At 52.0% G+C, this 23,815-nt stretch carries 22 protein-coding genes; 6 read left to right on the top strand and 16 right to left on the bottom strand.

Annotated features, from left to right (window positions below; all coding sequences use genetic code 11):
- The first annotated feature begins 123 nt into the window (after positions 1-123).
- A complete protein-coding gene (locus BUB68_RS00825) occupies positions 124-414 on the top strand; it encodes a hypothetical protein (protein WP_073087930.1) in 291 nt (96 codons plus the stop codon).
- A gap of 118 nt (positions 415-532) precedes the next feature.
- Here the strand turns inward: BUB68_RS00825 and BUB68_RS00820 are convergent, their stop codons facing one another.
- Positions 533-1,555: a nucleoside/nucleotide kinase family protein gene (locus BUB68_RS00820; protein ID WP_073087929.1), complete on the bottom strand. Its 1,023-nt coding sequence runs from the start codon at positions 1,553-1,555 to the stop codon at positions 533-535.
- A gap of 211 nt (positions 1,556-1,766) precedes the next feature.
- A complete protein-coding gene (locus BUB68_RS00815) occupies positions 1,767-2,306 on the bottom strand; it encodes an RNA-guided endonuclease InsQ/TnpB family protein (protein ID WP_256625445.1) in 540 nt (179 codons plus the stop codon).
- Between the two features lie 122 nt (positions 2,307-2,428).
- Here BUB68_RS00815 and BUB68_RS00810 point away from each other — a divergent pair, with 122 nt between their 5' ends.
- Positions 2,429-2,665: a chaperone NapD gene (locus BUB68_RS00810; RefSeq protein WP_073087928.1), complete on the top strand. Its 237-nt coding sequence runs from the start codon at positions 2,429-2,431 to the stop codon at positions 2,663-2,665.
- Between the two features lie 38 nt (positions 2,666-2,703).
- On the opposite strand, the gene BUB68_RS15385 is transcribed toward BUB68_RS00810, so the two are convergent.
- From BUB68_RS15385 to BUB68_RS00785, 5 genes are all read right to left on the bottom strand, one after another.
- Entirely contained in the window at positions 2,704-2,898 is a 195-nt protein-coding gene (locus BUB68_RS15385) for a hypothetical protein (RefSeq protein WP_218587667.1), read from the bottom strand.
- Between the two features lie 428 nt (positions 2,899-3,326).
- Positions 3,327-5,609 (bottom strand): molybdopterin-dependent oxidoreductase, encoded by a 2,283-nt coding sequence (locus BUB68_RS00800; protein WP_256625444.1) that lies wholly within the window; start codon positions 5,607-5,609, stop codon positions 3,327-3,329.
- Between the two features lie 12 nt (positions 5,610-5,621).
- Positions 5,622-6,152, bottom strand: a complete 531-nt coding sequence (locus tag BUB68_RS00795; RefSeq protein ID WP_073087926.1) for a cytochrome c3 family protein — start codon at positions 6,150-6,152, stop codon at positions 5,622-5,624.
- A 1-nt stretch (position 6,153) separates the two neighbouring features.
- Positions 6,154-6,930 (bottom strand): 4Fe-4S binding protein, encoded by a 777-nt coding sequence (locus tag BUB68_RS00790; RefSeq protein ID WP_256625443.1) that lies wholly within the window; start codon positions 6,928-6,930, stop codon positions 6,154-6,156.
- An 11-nt stretch (positions 6,931-6,941) separates the two neighbouring features.
- Entirely contained in the window at positions 6,942-7,481 is a 540-nt protein-coding gene (locus BUB68_RS00785; protein ID WP_073087925.1) for a 4Fe-4S dicluster domain-containing protein, read from the bottom strand.
- Between the two features lie 236 nt (positions 7,482-7,717).
- Here BUB68_RS00785 and BUB68_RS00780 point away from each other — a divergent pair, with 236 nt between their 5' ends.
- A complete protein-coding gene (locus tag BUB68_RS00780) occupies positions 7,718-8,791 on the top strand; it encodes a M48 family metallopeptidase (protein ID WP_073087924.1) in 1,074 nt (357 codons plus the stop codon).
- Between the two features lie 18 nt (positions 8,792-8,809).
- Positions 8,810-9,868, top strand: coding sequence for an AI-2E family transporter (locus tag BUB68_RS00775; RefSeq protein WP_073087923.1), 1,059 nt, complete (start codon positions 8,810-8,812; stop codon positions 9,866-9,868).
- A 37-nt stretch (positions 9,869-9,905) separates the two neighbouring features.
- Here the strand turns inward: BUB68_RS00775 and htpG are convergent, their stop codons facing one another.
- A complete protein-coding gene (gene htpG, locus BUB68_RS00770; protein ID WP_073087922.1) occupies positions 9,906-11,870 on the bottom strand; it encodes a molecular chaperone HtpG in 1,965 nt (654 codons plus the stop codon).
- 254 nt (positions 11,871-12,124) lie between these two features.
- Between htpG and BUB68_RS00765 the strand changes: the two genes are divergently transcribed.
- Together BUB68_RS00765 and BUB68_RS00760 are read left to right on the top strand one after the other, a co-directional pair.
- Complete coding sequence (locus tag BUB68_RS00765) at positions 12,125-14,740, top strand: autotransporter outer membrane beta-barrel domain-containing protein (protein ID WP_143188038.1); 2,616 nt, start codon at positions 12,125-12,127, stop codon at positions 14,738-14,740.
- Positions 14,741-14,909: 169 nt separating this feature from the next.
- Positions 14,910-15,941: an AbrB family transcriptional regulator gene (locus tag BUB68_RS00760; protein WP_073087920.1), complete on the top strand. Its 1,032-nt coding sequence runs from the start codon at positions 14,910-14,912 to the stop codon at positions 15,939-15,941.
- Between the two features lie 19 nt (positions 15,942-15,960).
- Here BUB68_RS00760 and BUB68_RS00755 read toward each other — a convergent pair whose 3' ends face one another.
- The 8 genes from BUB68_RS00755 to BUB68_RS00720 all read right to left on the bottom strand — a co-directional run bounded on the left by BUB68_RS00755 (position 15,961) and on the right by BUB68_RS00720 (position 23,813).
- Positions 15,961-16,335 carry a RidA family protein gene (locus BUB68_RS00755; RefSeq protein ID WP_073087919.1) on the bottom strand — a complete coding sequence of 125 codons (375 nt, stop codon included), beginning with the start codon at positions 16,333-16,335 and terminating at the stop codon, positions 15,961-15,963.
- A 92-nt stretch (positions 16,336-16,427) separates the two neighbouring features.
- On the bottom strand, positions 16,428-16,835 hold the full coding sequence (locus BUB68_RS00750) for a hypothetical protein (RefSeq protein ID WP_073087918.1): 408 nt from the start codon (positions 16,833-16,835) through the stop codon (positions 16,428-16,430).
- Between the two features lie 113 nt (positions 16,836-16,948).
- On the bottom strand, positions 16,949-18,355 hold the full coding sequence (locus BUB68_RS00745; protein ID WP_073087973.1) for an MATE family efflux transporter: 1,407 nt from the start codon (positions 18,353-18,355) through the stop codon (positions 16,949-16,951).
- Between the two features lie 47 nt (positions 18,356-18,402).
- Entirely contained in the window at positions 18,403-19,698 is a 1,296-nt protein-coding gene (locus BUB68_RS00740) for a LamG-like jellyroll fold domain-containing protein (protein WP_073087917.1), read from the bottom strand.
- 168 nt (positions 19,699-19,866) lie between these two features.
- On the bottom strand, positions 19,867-20,781 hold the full coding sequence (locus BUB68_RS00735; RefSeq protein ID WP_178139435.1) for an LPP20 family lipoprotein: 915 nt from the start codon (positions 20,779-20,781) through the stop codon (positions 19,867-19,869).
- 239 nt (positions 20,782-21,020) lie between these two features.
- A complete protein-coding gene (locus BUB68_RS00730; RefSeq protein WP_073087916.1) occupies positions 21,021-21,674 on the bottom strand; it encodes a trimeric intracellular cation channel family protein in 654 nt (217 codons plus the stop codon).
- Complete coding sequence (locus BUB68_RS00725; protein WP_073087915.1) at positions 21,667-22,599, bottom strand: ketopantoate reductase family protein; 933 nt, start codon at positions 22,597-22,599, stop codon at positions 21,667-21,669. Before BUB68_RS00725 ends, BUB68_RS00730 begins: the two co-directional genes overlap by 8 nt.
- Positions 22,600-22,691: 92 nt before the next feature.
- On the bottom strand, positions 22,692-23,813 hold the full coding sequence (locus tag BUB68_RS00720; protein ID WP_073087914.1) for a M20/M25/M40 family metallo-hydrolase: 1,122 nt from the start codon (positions 23,811-23,813) through the stop codon (positions 22,692-22,694).
- Positions 23,814-23,815: the final 2 nt, after the last annotated feature.

The raw sequence follows: 23,815 nt of genomic DNA, 5'->3' as shown, positions 1-23,815 counted from the left end.
TTAACTATACCCTACTATTTTAATGTTTTTCCCCATAAGTGTCAAGAAATCTATAGTCAAATCGACAGAAATGAAGTAAAATAGAAAGGTATTTGTCTTTGAGGATTTTTTGGGGGTAATCATATGTTGAAATGTTCTGAGTGCGGCCGGGATCTGCCGGAAAAAGAAGCGCTCGTGAATAAGAATGAAGCTGGCGAGCAGCGCATCATCTGCCCGGAATGCTTCCAGAAGCTCACCGGTGTGGACTACAAGACTTTCGCTTACCGCAAGGAAAACGCCAAACAGACGCTTCTGGCTGTGCTCTTCTGCCTTGGTGCCACCATTTACGCTTTCATGGAAAAAGGCGTAGAATGGGGTATCGGCGGCATCGTGCTGACAATTCTCGTTTATTTGTTCTCCAGCAAGGTAAAATGATCGTACCGTAAGACCATAACGCCCGGCAATCCGGGATACTTCTCCATCACTTAGACAAGCCTGTCAATTGTGGTGGAAAGGCATCCCCGGATGCCGGGCGTTTTTGCGCGAACGCAGCTTATTCTATAATGTCCTTAAACTCTTCTGCCGTGATCTGGAAAGTATCCAGCAGTGCCTTGCTGCTCATTGTGCCGTTTTTATAAAGCTTCCTGAGAATGGCTTTCCGGGCTGCTTCCATGCCCTGCACATACCCTTCATCATAAAGAGGCGTCTTCCCCCCTTGTCCGGCATGGCGATTATTCAGTCCCCCCAGCAGAGAATTATTCAACTGCACATCGGGCTTCTTCCAAAGCGCATCCCTGTCCACCATGCGGGTAGGCATGACTTTCCCCTTCAGCTGATAATCGCCGTCCGTCAGCATTTGCCAGGTTTCATCTGCAGGCCAGGATCTTTTGAGACAGCGCTCCACATTGAGCTTGTCGCTTTTCTGATAGAACTTCTTCGCCGCTTCCATCGTGCTGCCACCCGCCATCTTACGGCGGATCAGCCGTTCCTTCAGATCCTGTGGCTCGGCACTGATGAATAGGCTGTAATCCGCAAAGGAGCGCACATTCAGCCAGCGATCCTCTCCCAGCAGCAGCCAATTCCCCTCCAAAATGACAATCGGCCTTTTTACCGTAATCATTTCCTCCAGCACATCATGGATATTGCGATCATATACCGGCCAGCGCACATTGTTCTTGCGCACATCCGTGAGCTTGCCAATCAGCTTGTCCACCGCGAAAGTCTCCGGACTGCCCTTGATTGCGCTCAAAGGGATAAGCTGGCCTCCCCGTTCAATACTATGCGAGGTCAGATATTTGTTCGGATAATGAAACCCATCCAGCCCCAGAGCCTGGACGGGAACAAGCTCCTCATCCGTGTTGGACAATCGTTCCAGAAACAGCGCCAGCGTTGACTTCCCCACGCCCGGCGGAGCTGCCAGAAGAATAATCATGCGCCGTCCTAATTTCTGCTGCATCTTGCCCATACGCCGCAGAAATGGCAGAAATAAATTATCTATCGTTGCCTGATTATATTGCACCTTATGCGCCAGCCCATTGATCATGAGCCGGCAAGTACGCCATTCTTTTTCACGCATCCTGCTACCGTTACTGAAAACTTATAAAAAGCTATACATTTCAAAAGAAAAGCTAACTTTTACGTTCCATTCCTCATTCTTTCCTCAAAAGAGGTTTTTCACATCCGCTTTTGCCGTCCCGAGAGGCAGACTACTTGCGTTTGATGTAATGCTCCAGAGGCTTGAATCCCCCGCTAACGAACGAGTACATATCTGCATTGACTTGTTGGTGTCAGCTTGCAGATTGGAATAGTTCCGCTTCTCCATAACGTTTTAGATTCATTGCCGCTTGGAAGTCACGGTCTATCACATTGCCACAATACGGGCATACATAAGTCCTATCTGATAGATTCAGGTCTTTCTTCATATAACCGCACTTGATGCAGGTCTTTGAGCTTGGATACCACCTATCAGCTATGACAACAGTTATCTTTGCCCAATTAGCTTTGTATTCAATCTGCCTGCGGAATTCATAAAGATTCTGTTCCTGAACTTTTTCGGACAGATGCTTGTTCTTCATCATGCCCTGCACATTCAAGTCTTCGAGGCAGATAAAACTTGGTTTTCGTTTTATGATTGCCGCCGTGGCCTGATGTACATGATTGGCTCTGATATTCGTAAGCCTGTGATTGATTCGTAAAAGTCGCTTTTCACTTTTTATAAGGTTGCCTGTTTTGCAGTAACGATCTCCTTTCTTGTTCATCTGGTATTTACGAGATACCTGACGCTGCAACCTGCGTCTCGTTTTCTTGCTGCCAGCAATATTCTCCATTATGACAATCTCCATTAGTATTATCGTCTGTTTTGAGCAAAAGTTAAGTTCTATCCATTTGACACTTCCGCTCAATCTATACTATGATAAAGACAAAACGATTACAAAAAGGAGGAAACACTATGCCCATCACCGCCGCCAGCGTCATCCTGAAATTCAAATCGGAAGAAGAAGATAACATCCGTCAGGCCCTGCAAAAGTTCAGTCAAGTCAGCATTGAAGAACAGGCACCTTCCGGTGATCTGATTCTCTATGTGGAAGAAAATGACTATCAAAGCCTGCATAAAACCTGCAGTGAACTGGAAAAAATTCCTGGCACCCTCGGAGTCTATCCTTGTTACGTAGGCGAAGCAGAATGAAAATTGCAGTTTATCAATGCGAGCCTGAATAAAATTTGTTACAGCTCAGTGGGGCGGCGGTGGGAATACTTTTTCGCCGCTCCACTAAATGACCCGCCAGCAGAAGTACGAATCTTCCAGCTACCTGCGCCGGGCAGGCCAACGGCGCTCCAATCAACGAAGCTTCCAGCCAATGCTGTTTGCGGGCCAGCCTTCACTTCGTTCAGGCAGTCGTTCCGTCGGCGAAAAAGCATCCCCACCGCCACCCAAAGGTACGCATGTAAAGACCACTACGCCTTTGCTGTAAGGTGCAAGCACAGCGATGTGCTTGTTACGGGAGAAACGGTTCGTGCCAATTGCCAGAATCGTGCCTAGGGCGAACGGGGGAGTGCTTTTTCTGTGGGAGCGACTGTCTGAGCGATAGCGAAGACCGGCCCGACGCAGGCAATAGCTAAAGAGCACGCTGAAAGACGCGCCGCTGGCCTGCCCGGCGCATCCAGCTAAGTAACTCTAACCTTGCAGGGAGGGTCGTTTAGCGGAAACAGAAAAAGTACTCCCCCGTGAACCCCTGACGGCGTATGAACGAGCTACCTTTAGCACGAACTTATCAACAAACTGCAATTTAAAAACAGTCCACTGGCGAAGTGTCAGCGAACTGTTTTTTATTGCATCCTTTGTTTTTTTATCCTTGATGCTTTTGGATATTGACCGCACAGACTTTATACTCCGGCTGCTTGGAACCGGCATCGAAGGCATCCAAGAGCACGCGATTGATCAGGCGCTCATGCACCGGATCATGGAACGGCACGTAGACCAGCCCTTTCTGTGGCTGCCCGCGGCCGTTGATCTTGGCTTTGAGATAGCAGGTCGAGCGGCGGGAGATGACATCCACCAGATCCCCATCGGCAATGCCGAATCTGGCGGCATCTTCGGGATGGATCTCCACATACATTTCCGGCACGGCATTCTTGAGCTCCGGCACATTGAACGTCATGGTGCCCGTATGCCAATGTTCCAGGATACGGCCTGTAGTCAAGAAGAACGGATATTCGCTGTCCGGCATTTCCTGCGCATCGACCTGCGGCCTTGCCCAGATGACTGCCCGCCCATTAGGACGGCCATAGAACTCGATGCCATCGGGTGCATCTTCCTTGACATGCGTATCCCAGGGACGCGCATAGCGGATATAGGTCTCCGGTGAATCATCATCGGGTACCGGCCAGGTAAAGCCATGTCCCTTGCGCAATCTGTCGTAGGAAGCCAGTTTCATGGCCGTGCCTTCCTGACACTGCTGGTATTCCTTCCAGACATCTTCCGGCGTCTTGAAGGGCACCAGCTCCTCATAACCCAGACGCTTCGTGACTTCAATCAGCACCTCGAGGTCAGGCCTTGCCTCGCCCGGTGGGTCAACGGCCTTGGCGATATGGTTGGTACGACGCTCGCCATTGCCATAGACGCCTTCCTTCTCCATCCAGAGAGCTGCCGGCAGGACGATATCCGCCAGCTCACTGGTACGGGTAGGATGATAGGTTTCCGACACGACCATAAACACCTTTTCCATGCCGGGACGATAGTATTCCAGATTGGGCAGGCTGTGCCCCGGATTGGTGCACATCACCCAGAGGAATTTCAGCTTGCCTTCCACCGCCGCCTTGAACATGGCCAGCGTGTGATAGCCCGGCTTGCTGGGCATCCTGGCAGGATCGATGCCCCAAATCTTGGCCAGTTCTTCCCGGTGCTTGGCATTGGCCGCCATGCGGTGAGCAGGCAGCAGATGCGAAAGGCCGCCCGTTTCACGCACACTGCCGCAGGCACTGGGCTGGCCGGTCAGTGAGAAAGAAGAATTGCCCGGCGAGCAGATCTTGCCCGTCAGCAGATGCAGATTATGTACCAGATTATTCACCCATACACCGCGGGTACGCTGATTGAGCCCCATGCACCACATGGACATGGTCTTACGCTTCGGATTGGCAAAGAGATGCGCAATCTCGCGGATCTTGGCCGCAGGCACGCCTACCGCAGCTTCCACCTTTTCCGGCGTATAATCCTGCAGGAAAGTCTTGTACTCATCATAGGTCAGTTTATCCGTCGCACCCTTCATGAATTCCGTATGGCGCTCGATAAACCCTTCATTGGTCAGGCCATCGGCAATGATCACCTGTGCCATGGCATTCATCAAAGCCAGGTCACGGCTTGGCGTGAACTGAATGAAATGGTCCGCAATATCGCATGTACGCGTCTTGCGCGGATCGCAGACGATGATCTTCACATCGGGATTGCTGTTCTTGCGGTCAACCAGACGGGAGAACAGCACCGGATGGGCTTCCGCCAGATTGGAACCAATCAGGAAGAAGGTATCCGCTTCCTCGATATCGGCATAGGTACCGGAAGGCTCGTCCTCACCGAAGGTAGTGATGAACCCCGCCACGGCACTGGCCATGCAGGTACGCGGATTACCGTCGATATTGTTGGTTCCCAGCCCCGCCCGCATCATCTTCTGGGCTACATAGGTTTCCTCGGCAAAGGTCTGACCGGAACCATAGAAGCCCAGCGCATCCGGCCCGTCAGAAGCCAGCACTTCCTTCATCTTGCTGACCATCAGATCAAGGGCTTCATCCCAGGTTGCCTCTACGAATTTACCATCCTTTTTGATCAGCGGATGAAGTACGCGGTCCTTGGTCGGAATAATCTTCGGCAATAAGATGCCCTTGACGCATAAACGTCCTTTATTGACCGCACAATCCGGATCGCCCTTGACCGCCACGATCTTACCGTCCTTGACACCGGCCAGCACGCCGCAGCCGGTACCGCAATAACGGCAAACACCTTTGACCCATTTATCGGCTTCACCAGTGCCCACAGGCCCCTGCTGCGTATCACGTTTGGGCGCACAGCCCGCTGTTACCATGGCACAGGCCACTGCCATGCCCTTCAAAAAATCCCTGCGGGAAAATGACAAACTCATGATAGCGCCTCCTTATAATTTACCCATGGCATCGAGATGGCAGGTGTAGCAGCGGTCACGGCTCGGCAAATCAACGTTTGCCCCATCCTTATGCACCACACCGCTATGACAGGTCAGGCAGTTCATGCCATTGGCAAAATGCTTGGCCGTATGCGGATTCTTGTCCTTGGCCGCAATCTCTTCATTCATGATATTGCCCTGATGACAGGTATAGCAGTTCACCTTGTCCTGCGGATTTTCCATCTTGATGGGGTCCGGCACCTGTCCCGTCACATGCAGGAAGAGTTCCTGCGTGCCCTGCCATTTGGAAGCAATCGTGCCCTCAATGCCAGGCTTTTCATGACATTCAGCGCAGCCGACATTCTTATGCCCCGAATGGAGCCAGGTCTGATACATGGGATCCATTTCATGACAGGTCGTGCCACAGAAACTGCTCTGGTTCGTGGCTTCAATCATAGCCACGGTCACACCCAGCAGCGCAATGCAGGCAAAACCCGCCAGCGCAATGTGCTTGAGCTTGAACTTCTTGTCCAATAAACTCATCTCATTTCCCCTCCTTAATGATTCCACTATCCTTCGAACCCGTTATGCCAAAATGCAATGCCTGCTTGTCACAGACATCCACACAGTCACCACAATTCGTACACAGATAAGATTCCGCAAGCTTATCGCTGCCGGGCACCGTCCCCATGGAGCAAGCCTTCAGGCACCGCCCGCAATGCACGCACCTACTGGCATCCACCTGCAGGAACAGCCGTCTTTTGACGCCCAGAAGGCCATACATAGCCCCCAGCGGGCAAAGATACCGGCACCAGCTTTTCCGCCCCATGACCAGCGCCATCACCAAAACGATGGCCACCAGAAGGATTTCCACCCCCAAGCCAAAAAGCAGGACATGCATCAGCCCATACACCGGCGAAAGGATATTATGCACCGGCAGGCTGACCAACAGGGACAAAAGCAGCACCAGCGCCAAAATATAGATTGGCAATTGGCAATTTTTCGACTTATAGTTTTCCAATTTTCCCGGCAGCAGCTCCAACAACAGATTCAATGGACAGACATAACTGCAAAATACCCGTCCCAATAAAACTGCTGCCAACAGCAACGGCAAAGCCGACAGCCACAAAGCCGGATAAAAATCCTTGCCTGCCAGCGTGATCTCCAAGGTTGTCAACGGATCTGTCAAAGCCAGCCCGCCCAAGTCACCGGATATATAGGTGCCAAACCATAGGACACCGGTGAAATACAACGGCGGAAACATCAGGGCCAGAAAAAATAATTGCAATACCCGCCGCCGGCTCTTCATCGTGATCTTCATAGCCGCGCCTCCTATTCCCGCACCTTGACATGCACGGCCTTGGGATTTCCCAGGCACACGTGCTCGCACATGCCACAGCCGGTACAGTAGTCCGGATCGATGACCGGATATTTGTACCTTTCCAGCTTGATGGCCTTGCCATACTGCGGGCAAGTGCGGTAACAGGTCTGGCAGTCATCATCCCGGCGGGCAATGCAGAGATCATTGTCAATCACCGCCACCCCCATGCGGACTTCCTCCTTGGGAATCTTCCGCAGTGCCCCTGTCGAACAAACCTCGGTGCATTTCATACAGAGATCACAAGGATGTTCCAGTGGCGTCATATACGGCGTTCCCATCGAAAGCCCAGCTTCTCCATGCGCAATCTCGATGCAGCCCAGCGGGCAGACTTCTGCACACTTGCCGCACCGGGCGCAGGCCGCCAGGAAACTCATTTCATCCCCGGCTCCTGGCGGCCGCAGAAGCTTGGCTGTCTCCCCTTTAGCCCCCTGCAGGAAGAGTCCCATAATCCCTCCAGCAGCCAGGAGCTTCAGAAAATTTCGTCTTTCCATGACTCTCTCCCATTTCATAGTGTTTGCTAATGCCCATTATTGATTTATATTATACTAATTCCAGCAAAAAAATGATGTTGCAACAGTCACCAGTAAGAAATAATTGTGAGAAACATCACCGTCTTAAAATTCCATTAAAAATCTGAAGATATCAACACAACGATGCCTTTTTCCGCTATAATATAATCGTATTTATTTGATAATCAATCAGCAAAATCTGCTTCAGGAGGTTGCTCATGAATAAGAAACTCAAAACCAGAATCACCACAGGCCTCACTGCACTCTGCCTGACTATCCCTCTTACACTTGGTGCTCCCGCCCCTAGGGCAGAAGCAGGCTTTGACCTCAGCAATATCGCTGGTGCGCTGATTGGCGGTGCCGCCGCTCACAGCCAGCTGAACAACGAACTGCACAAATACAATGACACCGAACAGGGCCGTCAGGAAATGCTGCAACATCTAAAAAAACAATACGGCGTCAACCATGATCCCTATCTCAACAACCAGCTGGATCGCATCATGCATAACCTTACCACTGGTATCGCCGCTGTCGATCCCAGTGTTTACAAGAAGCCCTATAATTATTTCATCAACAATGAAAAAACCTTCAACGCCTTTTGCACATTAGGCCATAACCTCAGCGTCAATACCGGACTTTACTCGGTCCTGCAAAATGAAGATGAGATTGCCGTCGTACTGGCCCACGAACTAGGCCATGGCCAGAAAGACCATCCGGTCAAAGGTGCCCGCCGGGCCCTGAATGTAGAGATCGTCGGTGCCGCCACCGGTTCTCAGGCAGGCCAGCTCATGGCCGCCGTAGTGAACAACCGCCATATCACAAAACCCATGGAACGGGAAGCCGATGCACTGGCCTTTGACTACATCTCTCACACCGGCTATAATCCCGGTGCTTGCGCGGCCGTCTGGCAGCGTGTCATGGACCGCTCCAAGGGTCAGCCTTCCTCTTTCCAGAAATTCCTGTCTGACCACCCCGCCAATGATGACCGCCGGGATGCCTATGCCAAAAGGCTCAACCAATACAGCAATGGCCATGTCACCAACAAAGACGGCGTCATCAAGGTCAATACCAAAGTCTTCTGCACCCCTGCTGCCGCGGGCGGCATGAGTGCCCAGGAACGCGCTTACTTCGTCATGGGCAATCTGGCCGCTGCCTATCATAACGGCCATAACACCCGCGCTGCTTACACCGAAGGCAATACCGTGATGCTGGGCCAGCAGCCCATCATCACCTGCACCAGCGGTGACGAAAGCGCCTCGGTCCTTGCCGAACGCCTGAATAAGATCAAATGAACATAAGGAGAACCTCCCTTGCCCATCAAAAAATACCGAACTTCGATTCTTTTAGCCATAAGCTTTACGGTACTGCTGTCCACTTTCTGGTTCATGCCGCAGCTGGCTTTCATCATCTTCATTTCCCTGCTGTTGCAGCTGCTGCTCCTGCCTGTGGTAGACAGACTCGCGGCAAAAAAAATCCCCCGCTCTCTGGCGGCGGGTCTGGTACTGCTCTGCTTCATCGGCCTCGGCTTGCTGTTGCTGGCACTGGTATCCAAAAGCTTCATCCCGACATTCAGTCGCTTCGTCATGGACTTCCCCCAGCTTACGGAACAGATCCAGAATATCCCCTGGCTCCATGATTCTGAATTCCTGCAGGGACAGCTGGATGATATCTGGGGCGAGATGAAGAACGCCAGCACAGAGGTACTGAAATCATCCCTGACCATGCTGCTCTCTCTCTTCAGCAAAGCCATCGACCTGGTCATCATCCTTTTCGTGACCTTCTATCTCTTAAAAGATGGCGAACCCATCAAAAAATACCTGGCCAGTCTCTTCCCCACCCGGGATTACAGCCGGGTACTCCTGCTCTTCAACCGTATCCTGCTGTCTCTGCGGATTTACATCTGCAGCCAGCTGGTCATCTGCTGCATCACTGCAGTGATTGTCTTTCTCTACTTCACCATCCGGGATCTGCCCTATGCTTCCGTATTCGCCGTTGTATCCGGCATCTGCGAATTCATTCCGGTGCTGGGGCCCACCGTTGCTTCCGCCTTCGGTTCCTTGCTGACTGCTACTGTAAATCCCATCGTGGCCCTGCAGACCGCAGGTTTCTATCTTTTGCTCACGCAGATCAACCACAACTTCGTCTATCCCACCCTCATCGGCAAATCCCTGAACCTCCACCCCATCGCCATCATCCTTGGCATCGTGCTGGGCGGAGAACTGCTGAGCGCCCCCGGCATGTTCCTGGCTGTCCCCTTCATCGTCATCTGCAAGCTGGTGATTGAGGATATCTATACAGACAGAGTCCAAATCCGCCAACAGGAAAAAGCCTCCCGCTGGCTGGCCAAAAAAAACGAACCAAACAAATAAAAAACCTCCCCGATGGGGAGGTTTTTTGACGTTTGCCTTATTTGGCCATCAACTTGGCCACCTTATTGGCAAAGTCCACCGGATTTTCCGGCAGGATGCCTTCGATAAGGAGTGCCTGCGTATAGAGCAGGTCGCAGTAATCCTTGAAGTCAGCGCTGTCCTTGCCGGCTTCGTGGAGACCCTGAAGTCTCGTGAAGAGTTCATGATGCGGGTTGATTTCGAGGATGCGTTTTGCCTTGAACATGGGGTTGTTCATCTCAGCGAAGGTCTGTTCCATGGACAGGGACGGACCGGCTTCGTCAGCTACGAGGCAGACGGCGCTGGATTTCAGACGAGCAGAGACTTTGACATCTGCTACCTTTTCGCCCAGAGCATCCTTGATGTCCTTCAGGAGGTCATCATTCTTCTTCTGGATGTCTTCGGTTTCCTTCTTGACTTCCTGGCTTTCAGCATCGTCGAGGTCGAGGTCGCCGCGGCTGATGGAATGGAAGCTCTTGCCCTCGTATTCACGCAGGGTTTCAATGCAGAATTCATCTACCGGATCGAGGAGATACAGCACTTCAAGGCCCTTGTCACGCAGGGTTTCCATCTGGGGCAGATGCTCGATGGTTTCCTTGTCCTTAGCCGTAGCGTAGTAGATCTTCTTCTGGCTTTCCGGCATGCGTTCCACATATTCCTTCAGCGTTACCAGCTTGCCTTCTTTGGAGCTCATGAAGAGCAGCAGGTCCTTGAGCTTGTCGATGGTATCGCTGCCGGCATACATGCTGTTGTAAACGCCAATCTTGAGGGATTTGCCGAATTCATTCCAGAACTTCTCATAATCCTCGCGCTTGTTCTTGAGCTTGCGGGCCAGCGATTTCAAGATGTTCTTTTCGAGCGCCTTGCCGATAACCTTGAGTTCGCGGCTCTGCTGCAGGAGTTCACGGGAGATATTCAGGGAAAGGTCCGGAGAATCCACAAGGCCCTTCATGAAACGCAGATAATCCGGCAGCAGGTCCTTGCACTTGTCCATGATGAACACATGGCGGGAATAGAGCTGCACGCCCGGTTCATAATCCGTATGGTAGAGGTTGAACGGTGCACGGGACGGGATAGCCAGCAGAGCCGTATATTCCACGGAACCTTCGGCCTTGGTATGGAACACTTCCATTGGCTTTTCCCATTCATGGAACTGATTCTTGAAGAACTCATCATATTCTTCCTCTTTGATATCGGACTTGTTCTTCGTCCAGAGAGGCTGCATGGAATTCAACGTGCGGCATTCGATGGTCTTGATCTTCTCAGCGCCTTCGATTTCCTTGCCCTCATCATCCTTCGGCGTTTCCTCATGCTCGAAGTTCATCTTGATGGGGTAACGCACATAATCGCTGTATTTCTTGACCAGACGTTCCAGCGTGTAGTTTTCCGTGAAGTCGGATTCCGCTTCGTCGCCGAAGAATTCCTTGCCCAGGGTGATGGTGATGCTAGTACCGCGCTTGTCACGGCTGCATTCTTCAATGCTGTAAGAACCGTCGCCAGTGGATTCCCAACGAGTGCCTTCCGTTTCCCCTGCCTTGCGGGTCTCGATCACAACTTTTTCTGCCACCATAAAGGCAGAATAGAAGCCTACACCGAATTGGCCAATCAGTTCCTTATCCGTATTGCCTTCGCCGCCCTCGCTGGCTTCCTTGGCCTTCTTGAGCTGTTCCATAAAAGCCTTGGTGCCGGATTTAGCGATGGTGCCGATGTTTTCGATCACTTCCTGACGGCTCATGCCGATACCGTTATCGGTAATGGTCAGGGTATGGTTTTCCTTGTCCGGTTCGAGGAAAATTTCGTAGCTGTCGTCCCCTTCCAGAATGTCCCGGTTGGTCAGGCTTGCAAAATGCACCTTATCAATAGCGTCTGACGCGTTGGAGATAAGCTCCCGCAGGAAGATTTCGTGATTCGTATAGATGGAATGAATCATGAGGTCTAACAGTTGCTTGGTTTCCGCTTGAAATTCATGGGTTTCTTTTGCCATTAATCTTGCGCCTCTCTTTATCCTAATAATGAAATGTCACGTTCTTTAGCACTCCATGTGCATGAGTGCTAACTCACAATGCTTAGTATACGACAGAAATGACAAAAAGTCAAATTCACATTTTTACTACAGCCATTATCCTGCCCCCCCAAAACGCCAGCGCCCCCAAGCAGGAAAAGCAGACGCATTTGTCGAAGAATAACAGAAATGTTTGGAATGTTTAGGTAATAAGGGTTATTCAGGGAGGAACTCTCATGTTTAGACAAAGAAAACGGGTTTTAGCCGCGTGGATTGGTTTGGCATTGGGAACATCGCTCGTGTTTACCGCAGGAACAGGCAAGGCAGCCACGGTAACCATCAAGAGCGGCGCCGATATCAAGAATTACATGGTTTACAAGGATGACGTCTACTATGTGAAGGGCACGAACAACGTACTGAACGTGCGCCTTGGAGATATGGGCTCGTATTACTTTTTTACGTTGGCAGCCTGTCCGGAAAGCGGTGGCAGCGGCCATACAGTGAATGTGTATAGCGGTGGCGGGAAATACATCGATATCATGGCCGGCACCATCAGCAACAACAAGGTCGTGATGACCGACGGCACAGTATACAATGTTTATGGCGGACTGCAGAAGGGCAGCAGCACGGTGTCCAATAATTCCGTCACCATCAGCGGCGGCACGGTCAATGGTCAGATCTACGGCGGTTACAGTGGTTATGGCGGCACTGGTGGCGCAATCAACAATACGGTCACAATCAGCGGCGGTACCATCAGCAATATGTCAATCTATGGTGGCAACGGCCAAGGGTTGGCCAATAACAATACCGTTACCGTGACGGGCGGCAATTTCAGCGGTAACAGTGGCATCTTGTGGGGCGGTTACTGCAGCTATTCATCCGGCACTGCAACGAATTCGGAAGCCACAGGAAACGTCATCAAGGTCAGTGGCTTTTCCGGTACGATGACACAAGTTATCGGGGGAACGGCCACCACCAACAAGGATACGGCTCTTGCCAGCAAGAACCAGGTGATATTGGGCAGCGGAACCTACAAAGGAAGCGTTGAAGGCGGCAGTACCTCAGGCAGCTCCGGAACGGCGTCTATAGCGGACAGCAACAGCGTGCAGATAAATGGCGGCACCCATCAGGAACGCATCTATGGCGGCTATGCCACGCTCAGCAGTGAAGGCACCGCTACAGCCAGCAATAATGTCGTGGAAGTCAATGCTGGCGAACTGGGCGGCTTCCAGATCTATGGCGGTTATGCCAGCGGCGGCACCAATGCAGCCCGGGGCAATCAGGTAATCATCAACGGCGGCACCATGAATTCCACAGCCTCCATCATTACCGGGGGGTTTGCCAATAATGGTACGGCGGAAAATAATAAGGTGGTGCTGAATGGCGGCACGGTGGCCGGCAGCATCTATGCCGGTGATGCGGAGTACAGCGGCACGGAGCGGAACAATTCCATCGATATCTACGCCAAGTCGGCGCTGGATCTGAGCAAGGCAACCCTCTATGGCACGAAATGGCGGTATTCTGATGTGTCCAGCATTAATTCCACCCTGAATGTCTATACCAAGGACATCACGGTAAAGGACGTGAAATATTTTTCCAATCTCAATTACTATCTGCCCACCAATGTGAGAAACGGAGATACGATCATCACGGTCAACTCCACCATGTCCACGGATTTGGGCAGTGGCAAGGTTTCCGTCTATGTTCCCGGAGGTACCAGTCTTGGGTACGGGGACAAGGTCAACCTTCTGACCAATCCCAGACGCATCTGGTGGGATGGCAATGTGGGAGAGGCCACGCTGACGGAAGGCGTATCCATCGATTATCCTATCGGAATTCAGCTGGAGAATGGGGATACGAGCCTTGTGGCCACCATTGGCGGCACCTTTGATTCTGATCTGGACGGAGCTGGAGGCAATGAAAATACAACCGTTCAGCTCAAAGAGCAGACCAAGTCGCTGGTGGAAACTGCAGCGGCTGGCATGGCGGCACTGAACTCCAGTGCAGACTTTGTGACTTCCAAGGGACTTGCCGCAGCTCAAGTGGCAGCAGGGACGTCAGCCGGCTTCAACCCCTTCTTTGCCGCAGGGGGATCCAATATGCGTTACAAGACCGGCTCTCATGTGGACAGTGACGGGTTCGGGCTGGCACTGGGGCTGGCCAAGGAAATCAAAGGCGCCCGGCATACGCTTCTGACCGGACCTTTTGCCGAATACGGAGGGAGCACCTACAACAGCTATCTGGATGATGGCACCCATGCCAAGGGCAATACTCACTTCTTCGGTGGCGGCTGGTTCCTGCAGAACGAGCTGAAGAACGGCTTCTTCTATGACGGTTCCCTGCGTTTTGGGCGCCTCACGAGCGACTATCACGGGGAAGGGGCCATGGCTGCCAATTACGACAGCCGCAGTAATTATTACGGGCTCCATGTCGGTGCAGGCAACCGTTGGCAGGTGGGGAAAAAGGACTGTGTTTCCCTCTATGGCAAATACTTCTACACCCATCAGGCCGGGGATGATGTGACCTTGTCCACCGGCGAAAAATACAACTTCAAGGCCATCAATTCCAGTAGGACACGACTGGGGATACGTTATACACATAAGACCTCGACCGATACGGAAATATATGGAGGCCTTGCCTGGGACTATGAGTTCTCAGCCAAAGGCCGGGCCAGCTACCGGGGACTTTCCACCCCTGCCACCTCCATGAAAGGCTCCAGCGGCATGGCCGAACTGGGCGTCAAATTCGTCCCCAGCGAAAAAGATCCTCTGACCATGGATATTTCCCTGCAAGGCTGGACAGGAAAACAGCGTGGCCTTGCCGCCAATGCAACTCTGTTGTGGAAGTTCTGATAAACGGAACAGCAAATGATCCACCCCAACAAGCGTGGAGCAGATTGCCCCTCAGGCCAATCTGCCCCGCGCTTATTTATCTGCCCATTATCGCATGACTATCCTTGCATATCGACAATGCTAATGTTAAAATGAATTTCATACAACACAAAGAAAGAACGGGGCTATTTTGACAGATTTCATTCTCACCATCATCATCGCCACCTGTGGCGGTTTTCTGCTGGAGCAGGTAAATGCTCCCCTTCCTTGGACTTTAGGACCTATCCTGGCCGTTTCTCTTACCGCTTTGGTCAGCGGTCGACGACTGCGCTGGCCGCTCTTTGTCCGCAATGCGGCCCTGATTCCTTTGGGTTATTCCATGGGACGTCCCTTTACGCTGGAAACCGGGCAGGCTATCATAAGCCAGCTGCCCTTTATGCTGCTGGCCACTTTTGTGACCATCTGTGCGGGGATCCTCTCCGCCTGGCTGATGTTCCGCCGCACCAAGATCAATCTGACCAGCTGTCTCTTGGGGTGCGTTCCCGGCGGTTTGTCGCAGATGGTAATCCTGGCCGCCGAGATGAAGGAAGCGGATCTGACCGCCGTCACCATCATGCAGACTATGCGCATGTTGTCCGTTGTCTTCGTGATTCCCTTTTTGGCCATCCATGTGCTGCCCTCTGCAGGGCAGTCGGCACATCTGCTGGCTGTAGAGCATACCGGCAGCCTGTTGGTCTTTGCCCTGGTTGCTATAGCAGGTGCAGTCATCGGCAAGGCCGTCCATCTGCCTACTGCCACTCTTTTAGGCCCGCTGCTGGCCACAGCCCTCTATATCGTCTGTTCCGGCCACACTGCCCCTGTCATTCCGGTACACTACCTGAATATGGCCCAGATCTGCGTGGGCAGCTATATCGGCACCAGCATAGATCTGCGGAAGATCCGGGACTATCAGGGCATGGGGCCGGTATTGATTGGCAGCGTACTGCTGGTGCTGGCCGTGTCCATGCTTATGGGCATCGCCCTTTCCTGCCTGACGCCTGCTGATATTGCCACCACATTCCTGTCCACGGCCCCTGGCGGCCTGGCGGAAATGGGTATCACAGCACTCGTTGTGGGTGCTGACAGCTCCACCATGACGGCCTACCAGTTGACACGGCTGCTGTTCATCATGCTTTGTTATCCCTATATCGTAAAGATCATCCTAAAGAAAAGAGGACTGTGAGCGCACAGTCCTCTTTTCCTCAATCCAGCACTACGATAGCTTCTATCTCGCACAAGGCGCCTGCCGGCAGATCCTTGACGGCCACACAGCTTCTGGCGGGTTTGCTGATGAAATGCTTCGCATAGACTTCGTTGAAGGCTTTGAAATCGGCAATCTCAGCCAAGAAACAAGTGGTCTTGACCACTTTGCCCATATCGGTGCCAGCTTCTGCCAGCACAGCTTCAATGTTCTGGCAGCATTGCTCTGCCTGCCCGGCAATGTCAGCGGCCACGATCTTGCCCTCTGCCGGATTGATGGCAATCTGCCCGGAAAGATAAAGGGTATTGCCTGCCTTGATAGCCTGACTGTAGGATCCCACAGCGGCCGGAGCTTTATCGGTATGAATGACTTGCATGATGATTCCTCCTCAATAAAAATGGATACAGCTTCCGCACTGTATCCATTTTACCTTATATAGATGAATGTTACAAGTTTACACATCATAAGTTATGACTGTAAATCGACAATCCTGCCATTAGTACCAGTGGATTTAGCCGTCGAATTCGCCATGTAAGTGTTCTCACTGCTATTGCTGTTCTTCTTCAGATATGCCGCTACCGTCTTGCTTTCCTCTGCGGAATTTTCCGTGACTTTCTTGAGCATCTCCTGGAAAGACTTCTTCCCTGCCTTGTAGTCCTTGACTGAAGTATCCGTCTTCTCCTGCAAGGATTTTTCCGTATTGATTCCATTCTGCAGGGCATTATATGCCGTCCGATTGATGTCCTGCTGCTCACGGACAGGAGTGGCTGGATGCATATTGGGATGTGGATCGAACTTATCCGACAACCGCGGCATCTTCACGGAAAAGTCAACAACCTGACTCATGATGCCCAATGTCTCACCAATCGCTGCCATGAGAAACGCCTCCCTTCTGCCTTAATTTCCTTACACCTTATACTTTATTGTACCATAAATGGAATTTTCAGGCAATATAGATAAGCATGAAAAAAGGCCCATAGCGGGCCTTTTCATGCTTTTTTCTGATACAGGCTTTCGCCCCGATAAAACAGGACGCCCAAGGATAACAAGCCACGTGCGCATAGCTCCACGCACATGGCCGTCCAGACTCCGGGCAGTCCGTAATCAACAGCCAGATAAATAGCCAGAGGAATGCGGATCCCCCACATGGCTACGAGATTCAGGATGGTCGGCATCCTGGTCTCTCCTGCTCCCCGGAAGATGCTGGTCACGATGATCCCCGCCGCAAAGAGCGGTTCTGCCCAGGCTTCAATGCGCAGGATTTCTGTGCCAGCGGCGATAACTGCCGCATCAGCAGACAGCATCGCCATCATCAGCGGCGCACAGGCATACATGATGATGCCCATGATGAGCATGACCACCATCCCCAGCCCGGCACTGGCATAACCAAACCGCTGGGCCAGCTGGCTGCGTTTCGCTCCCACACTCTGCCCCACCAAAGTCTGGGCAGCTGTGGACACGCCAATGCCCGGCATATAACAAAGGCTTTCTGCCGTGATAGCAAAGGAATTGGCCGCCAGTGCCACTGTGCCCAAAGGCGAAACGATACGGGTAAAGGCCACATAGGCACCGCCCATGACCACCTGTTCCAGCACCATGGGAATCCCCAGGATGACCGCCTCCCGCAATTCGCTCGTCCAGGATAGCAGTTCTTCCTGACGGTAATGCAGCTGCCGTGATTTTTTCAGCAGTACATAGAGCATCGCTGCCATACAGCAGATCTCCGCCAAAACGGAACCTAAAGCCACACCGGCTACGCCCATATCCCCACCGGGAATCCATAAAGCCCAGCCCTCGATTTCCACCGTACGGCAGGGAAATATCAACAAGGCATTGAACAGCACATCCAGCAAACACATCAGTACGCTGAGCAGGCTGGGCACTTTCATATTGCCACTAGCCTGCAACATGGAACCAGCAGCAAAGTTCACGGCCAGGAACGGCAGCCCCAATGCATAGATGCACAAGTAAGTCGCCGCATCCCCGGCAATTTCTGCCGTCCCGCCAAGAAAATAAGGCAGGTCGTCGCTGAACAGGGCACTGCCTGCTCCCATGGCCAGACTGAAGGCAAACACTGCCCACAAGCCATGACGCACCAGGCTCCGTGCCTTGACATCTTCGCCTGCCCCAATAGCATGTGCCAGCTGGATGGTATAACCCATGGACATGGCAAAACAGACACCACCAATCAGCCAGGTGGTTGAATTGACCAGTCCAATGGCAGCAGCAGCCGCAGAACCGATCATGCCGACCATGGAAGCATCGATGTATTGCATCATCACCGTGGTGATTTTCGCCATGATTGCCGGAACACTAAGCTGCCAGGTCAGCAGCAACAACTCTCCCCAGGAAAAGGGCTGCCCTTTCCTGATTCGCCCTAAAAGATTTCTTTGCATATACACTCCGTGAATTAGTTTCGCCTATAGAGGCTGGATTCCCCCCCTCAATACGCTGTCGGCGGAACAAAATCCGCCTTCCAAAGCGCTGCACCATCAATCACACGGAATTCATCCATAGTCCCCACCATAAGGCCATCACTGGTATAATTACTCTTGCCCAGCAAGCCCTGGTTGAATTGTGTCCTGGGAATCGTACACTTCAATTCACTGCTCTTTTTCCCATCCACATAAGTAGTCAACACGCCCAGATCATGGCGATAAACCAAAGCAATATGTTGGAGATGATCTAATTTCACCGCGGAATTATTCACTGATGCGTTATTCCACATCGTGGCGAATGTACCAGAGCTGCCTACCCGATAGAATAACAGTGCATTCGTATTGCTATTCTGTGTATTGTAGAATACAAAGGCCCTGGCATAACTGCCACTGTATGAAGACATATTCAACCAAAAATCGACCGTAAAGTCCTGTCCACCGAAGGTTACAGCCTTATTCAGCTGGATATATGCCTTATCCTTGAGGTTAAGCGCCTTGCCTGCCTTGGCGCCAAAAGTATCCAGTTGTGGATTGCTGTATCCACCCCAGGAATTTCCCGCATCATCCTTGATGGCCGAATCATTGAAACGCAGATAGCAGACCAGCTTTCCGCCCTGCAGATTCATGGGTGCGGCTTGAGGCGGCACAGGAACAGGCTTTGCTGCTGGAGGCGACACAGGAACATGGTTCACCGCAACAGGCGGCGTTGGCTGTGCTGGCGGATAGCCTGGTCCATGATGCCCTGGCCGTACCGGCGGCCTATGCCCCGGCGGTTTATGGGCACCTGGTTTATGATGGGGATTGCTGCCCCGCAGGCTGTCCCATTCACAAAGAAAAGCCTTGCTGCTTCCGGTACTGCCCTGCAGGCCAAAGTCACCGTCATTCCAGGTATAGGCCTGATGAGCAGTATAATACATACCATAATGTTCCCCAGGCCCATGATTGGGTTCTCCGGTATTCCAATTCTGATAAGTCAGCGGTGCACCATCCACCCAGCGCCAAACATTTGGATGTCCAGCTTCCGTAAGCCCGAAGTAAACATCTTTCTTCCCCATGCGTTTGATATAATCATAAAGACTCTGATTCTCTGCCGCATCATTGATGATCGCCAGATACCCTCCACGTGATTCGCAGTACCGTTCCGCTTCTTCCCAAGTATTGGCCACGCCGTCAAACACATAATAGAAATGCCCATTATAACGATGGGCATCAGCGGGAATCACGGCATCGGCAAGAGCCGTTCCCGATATGGCTGTAAGGACAGCTGCAGCTAAAAAAAACGTTCTTTTCCTGTTCTTCATGCTTACCAACCTCCATCCACTTTCATCCATGTTCAACCACTTGCTCTGACTTTCATTCATCTTGTCATGCGCCACGCGGGTCTTGGAAGGTCAGCCCATAATATTTTCCCTGCCGGTTGGCCTGTGAACGGGCAACCAACAGGGAAAATCATTCTTACATGAAATTAATTAACGAATAAACACCACGTTGGTTTTCTCTAAGAATCCAGAAGCCTTGTTTTCAATCAGGACGCGGTTAGCATCAGCTACGGACAGAACCGGATAGCTGTTATGGCTCTGCAGGGATACTGCCTTTACAACCAGCGGGTTGTTGCCTGCACGTGTACAGCCGCTGTTGAGGTCAGTCGTGTAGCTGGCCATACCATTGCTGATCACAAAGTCCGGGTTCAGATTTCTATGTCCATAGATCTTTTCGCCATTCTGATTCATGATAACCGGGCTCATTACCGGATTCAAGCCGAGGCCACGGCAGTCAACGATAATACCCGTGTAATTGCCAATGGCATTGGAGTTCGCAGCAGGTGCCGGAGCTGCCGCCGTTGCATTAGCCGTTACTTCTACGCGTACGCTGACAGATGCGCTGGCATCATAAGCCGGCATGGAAGGAGCTACAGACTGCACCGGTTCCGGGAATACTTCCTGCGGGCTAGTGGTCGGCATAACAGCCGTTGCCAGAGAGCCTGCACCGAACAGCGGCATGGACATCGTCACTTCATAGCCGCCACCAGGGATCTCTTTCTCGCTGACAATACGAGCACCCTGAACTACAGCCTTTACCTTTGTGTTAATCAAATCACTAGCAGCAGCCAAGTCCTGTACCTTAGATTCAGCTTCAACCTGAACACCCTGAACATATTCAGCCAAATAGCGATATGCATCAACCACAGCTGCTCTGCGAGCCAGCATGCGGCCCTGCACCGGTGTGCGGGCATGCGCAGGTGCTACACCTGTTCCCGTAACCGTAATCACATTATCCTGCCAGTTCGTTTCTGCAAACGGCGTAGCAAAAGCGCTAACCGTGGAGAAAATCAAAACTGCCAGCAGTGCTACCATCTGGGAAACATGTTTTGCAATATTTCTCATAATTCTTCACACTCCCTAAAAAAACAACCAAAACCTTCTCTAAATAACCATAGGTATCCGCTGGGCTGACCTTCCAAAACCCGCCCGTCGCAAATAACCTAAAGTCCTTACTTATTTATCGAATTTATTCGCTAAATAATAAGCAGAATCCTGTAAAAAACATGAAATTTGCCAAAAAAACTTAGTCAAAATCCGACCTACAGACACGTTATTATAACACCATCTGATAATTATTTCCACTACTTTCGCTTTTTCCAGTCAGACCGGGGATGAAATAAGTGCCAGCCGAAATGCAAAGCACTGAAACGCAGGCCAATCACCAGCACAAAACAAACCCATGCCATGGTGATGGTATCGGTCACCGTCTGCAGAGAACAAGATACCATCGCCCCCAGAAGCGCTGCCGTAGCATAGACATCCTTATACAGGACCGCCGGCATCCGATGTGCCATCAAATCCCGCAGGATGCCCCCCCCTACTGCCGTAATCACGCCCAACAGCACAGGCAGCACATAGGGATTACCGGCTTCCCGGGAAAGTCCGGTCAACATCCCTGTAATGGTAAAGGAAGCCAGGCCCACCGTATCAAACATATTATAGAGCCAGAGCATGAATGCTTTATTCGGCGGGGAAAATGGCCAAAAGCTATAAGCCAAAGCTGCAATGATAGCGATAATGATCGAAAGCATGAAATCCGTAATATTGCACAAAGCCACCGGTGGATTGATCCCCACCAATACATCCCTTACCATACCACCTCCCACGGCTGTAAGCGCCGCCAACACAATGATACCAAAGATGTCCATGCGGCGCTGGATGGCCACCATTGCTCCCGATACCGCAAAAGCAATGGTGCCCATAATGTCAAAAATCACCCAGGTCAGACTATCCATGTAACTGCAGATTTTCCTTTCCCCATTCATTGATTTTCTGATAGAGCGGGACTGGTACATGATACCTCTCACCGAGTTCCACTACGCGGGTGACGAGCCCAGCAAATTCCGACTGCCTTCCCCGCAGGATATCCCGCTGCATAGAGGTAGTGGAACCTGCTTTCAGGGCATCCATGATTTTGAGCCCGGTCTCTACCAGATTGTTTTCAAATTCAATGCCCATAGCCTTGCCCAGAGCAACGACTTCCTTGATCAGTCCGGCAAACATCTCCCGCTCCGGACCAGCCTGCTGCAGCTTTTCACTGGTGACGTTGAAATACGCCCCCGCCGCCCCTGCAGGTGATACATAGGCAAATTTCTGCAGGGCATCCCGGACGATATGGTCACTGAAATGACCGCGAATCTCTGCTGCCTGCAAAACATGTTCCAATTCCTGCGCCGTTGCCAAAAGGTTCTGCGCCTGATGCGGGCGATAACCATAGATTACCCGGAGCATCTTATCGGACTGATAGATCACACCAGGAGCTTCAATCTCGCCCATCACATAGATACAACCATCCAGACAGGTAAGTTCCGGCAGCTGCTCCTGCATGACTCCGCCAGTCCCAAACACATTCAGCACCGGAATGATCAGCGTGCCCTTTCCCATCTTCTGCCGGACAAAAGCAATTGCATCCTCCAAATCATAATACTTTATGCACACAAAGCAAACGTCCGGTACATCCTCATACTCTGCCGCCGTGCATGCCCTCAGGTTCCGAATGGACTCTGTCCCCCGGTGGTTGGTATGCAAGGTCAGTCCTGACTCCTGAATCGCCGCTAAGTGTGCTCCACGAGCAATCAGCGTCACATCATGTCCGGCCATCGCCAGATAAGCCGCCAAAACACCGCCGGTACCACCAGCACCAAATATACAGAATTCCATGCATTTGTCCCCCTTTATATGATGATAAGACTATTGTATAAAAGGTGCGCCGACCTGTCAATCTGACGCGTCAGCGCACCTTCCCAAACGATTTATTCACTTGCCGCTACGGTCTTGACGATTTCCAGCGCCCATCTGGCAGAATCATACAAATCCTTCACTTCGATATACTCATCCTTGGTATGAGCGTTTTCCATGCCCACGGACAGCACCACAGTAGGCACGCCGTAGGTATTGAAATGGTTGGCATCAGAGCCGCCGCCGGATTCTTCGAGATTTACCGGCAGGCCAAGCTTTTCCGCAGCTTTGATGGCCGTCCGGATAGCTGGCGAATCCTTCTCCAGCAGGTACGGGCCATAGTCTGGGCTGACTTCTGCCGTAATCCGGCAATTGGTCTTCGCTGCACCGTTTACGAAATGATCGCAGATTTCCTGTGTGATTTTATCCAGCTTTGCCTTATTGCGGCTGCGGCTTTCATAGAACACATCACAGCATTCCGCCACCACATTGGTCGCTGAACCGCCCACGATCCGCCCCAGATTGCAGGTGGTTTCCTCATCGATGCGACCCTGCGGAGCATCCGCGATAAGCAGGCCTGCCGCACAGATGGCATTGATGCCCGCCTCAGGATTGACACCTGCATGGCTGGCCTTGCCTTCGATATGGATCCGGATCTGGTTCTTTCCCGGTGCCATGAAAGTCATATTGCCAGGATGATTATGCGTGTCCAACGTAAAGCCGAAATCGGCATGCAGCAGACTCGTATCGAGATTCTGGGAGCCATGAACACCATTTTCTTCAGCCACCGTGAACACGACCTGCAGCGGACCATGAGGAATCTCCTGCTCCCTGAGCTGGCGCAGGGTTTCGAGAATGGCCGTCACGCCGGCCTTGTCATCGCCCCCCAGGATCGTGGTGCCATCCGAACGGATGATGCCGTCTTTGACCACAGGCTTCACACCGCCGCAGGGCTCCACGCAGTCCATATGGGCAGTCAGCATTACCGTAGGAGCAGCAACGGTACCGGGAAAATCCGCCACCAGATTACCCGTATTGCCGCCGATTTTCTCCCCGGCTTTGTCTTCCCTGACCGTACCGCCCAACTCCTTCAGACGATTGGTCAGGAGGTCTGCGACCTCCCTTTCATCATGGGTGGAGCAGCGGATCTGCACCAGCTCCAGGAATTCATCCAGCACGCGCTGTTCATTGATCATGA

This window comes from Pseudoselenomonas ruminantium (assembly GCF_900142515.1).
Classification (GTDB): domain Bacteria; phylum Bacillota; class Negativicutes; order Selenomonadales; family Selenomonadaceae; genus Selenomonas_A; species Selenomonas_A ruminantium_D.
Note: the sequence above shows the minus strand (reverse complement) of the source record. Positions and strands in the feature narration are given on the sequence as shown.

What these genes read in the sequence shown, in the direction of transcription:
- BUB68_RS00825 (WP_073087930.1), top strand. Translation starts at nt 124, where the DNA reads ATGTTGAAATGTTCTGAGTGCGGCCGGGATCTGCCGGAAAAAGAAGCG.
- BUB68_RS00820 (WP_073087929.1), bottom strand. Translation starts at nt 1,555, where the DNA reads ATGCGTGAAAAAGAATGGCGTACTTGCCGGCTCATGATCAATGGGCTG.
- BUB68_RS00815 (WP_256625445.1), bottom strand. Translation starts at nt 2,306, where the DNA reads ATGGAGAATATTGCTGGCAGCAAGAAAACGAGACGCAGGTTGCAGCGT.
- BUB68_RS00810 (WP_073087928.1), top strand. Translation starts at nt 2,429, where the DNA reads ATGCCCATCACCGCCGCCAGCGTCATCCTGAAATTCAAATCGGAAGAA.
- BUB68_RS15385 (WP_218587667.1), bottom strand. Translation starts at nt 2,898, where the DNA reads ATGCTTTTTCGCCGACGGAACGACTGCCTGAACGAAGTGAAGGCTGGC.
- BUB68_RS00800 (WP_256625444.1), bottom strand. Translation starts at nt 5,609, where the DNA reads ATGAGTTTGTCATTTTCCCGCAGGGATTTTTTGAAGGGCATGGCAGTG.
- BUB68_RS00795 (WP_073087926.1), bottom strand. Translation starts at nt 6,152, where the DNA reads ATGAGTTTATTGGACAAGAAGTTCAAGCTCAAGCACATTGCGCTGGCG.
- BUB68_RS00790 (WP_256625443.1), bottom strand. Translation starts at nt 6,930, where the DNA reads ATGAAGATCACGATGAAGAGCCGGCGGCGGGTATTGCAATTATTTTTT.
- BUB68_RS00785 (WP_073087925.1), bottom strand. Translation starts at nt 7,481, where the DNA reads ATGGAAAGACGAAATTTTCTGAAGCTCCTGGCTGCTGGAGGGATTATG.
- BUB68_RS00780 (WP_073087924.1), top strand. Translation starts at nt 7,718, where the DNA reads ATGAATAAGAAACTCAAAACCAGAATCACCACAGGCCTCACTGCACTC.
- htpG (WP_073087922.1), bottom strand. Translation starts at nt 11,870, where the DNA reads ATGGCAAAAGAAACCCATGAATTTCAAGCGGAAACCAAGCAACTGTTA.
- BUB68_RS00765 (WP_143188038.1), top strand. Translation starts at nt 12,125, where the DNA reads ATGTTTAGACAAAGAAAACGGGTTTTAGCCGCGTGGATTGGTTTGGCA.
- BUB68_RS00755 (WP_073087919.1), bottom strand. Translation starts at nt 16,335, where the DNA reads ATGCAAGTCATTCATACCGATAAAGCTCCGGCCGCTGTGGGATCCTAC.
- BUB68_RS00750 (WP_073087918.1), bottom strand. Translation starts at nt 16,835, where the DNA reads ATGGCAGCGATTGGTGAGACATTGGGCATCATGAGTCAGGTTGTTGAC.
- BUB68_RS00745 (WP_073087973.1), bottom strand. Translation starts at nt 18,355, where the DNA reads ATGCAAAGAAATCTTTTAGGGCGAATCAGGAAAGGGCAGCCCTTTTCC.
- BUB68_RS00740 (WP_073087917.1), bottom strand. Translation starts at nt 19,698, where the DNA reads ATGAAGAACAGGAAAAGAACGTTTTTTTTAGCTGCAGCTGTCCTTACA.
- BUB68_RS00735 (WP_178139435.1), bottom strand. Translation starts at nt 20,781, where the DNA reads ATGAGAAATATTGCAAAACATGTTTCCCAGATGGTAGCACTGCTGGCA.
- BUB68_RS00730 (WP_073087916.1), bottom strand. Translation starts at nt 21,674, where the DNA reads ATGGATAGTCTGACCTGGGTGATTTTTGACATTATGGGCACCATTGCT.
- BUB68_RS00725 (WP_073087915.1), bottom strand. Translation starts at nt 22,599, where the DNA reads ATGGAATTCTGTATATTTGGTGCTGGTGGTACCGGCGGTGTTTTGGCG.
- BUB68_RS00720 (WP_073087914.1), bottom strand. Translation starts at nt 23,813, where the DNA reads ATGATCAATGAACAGCGCGTGCTGGATGAATTCCTGGAGCTGGTGCAG.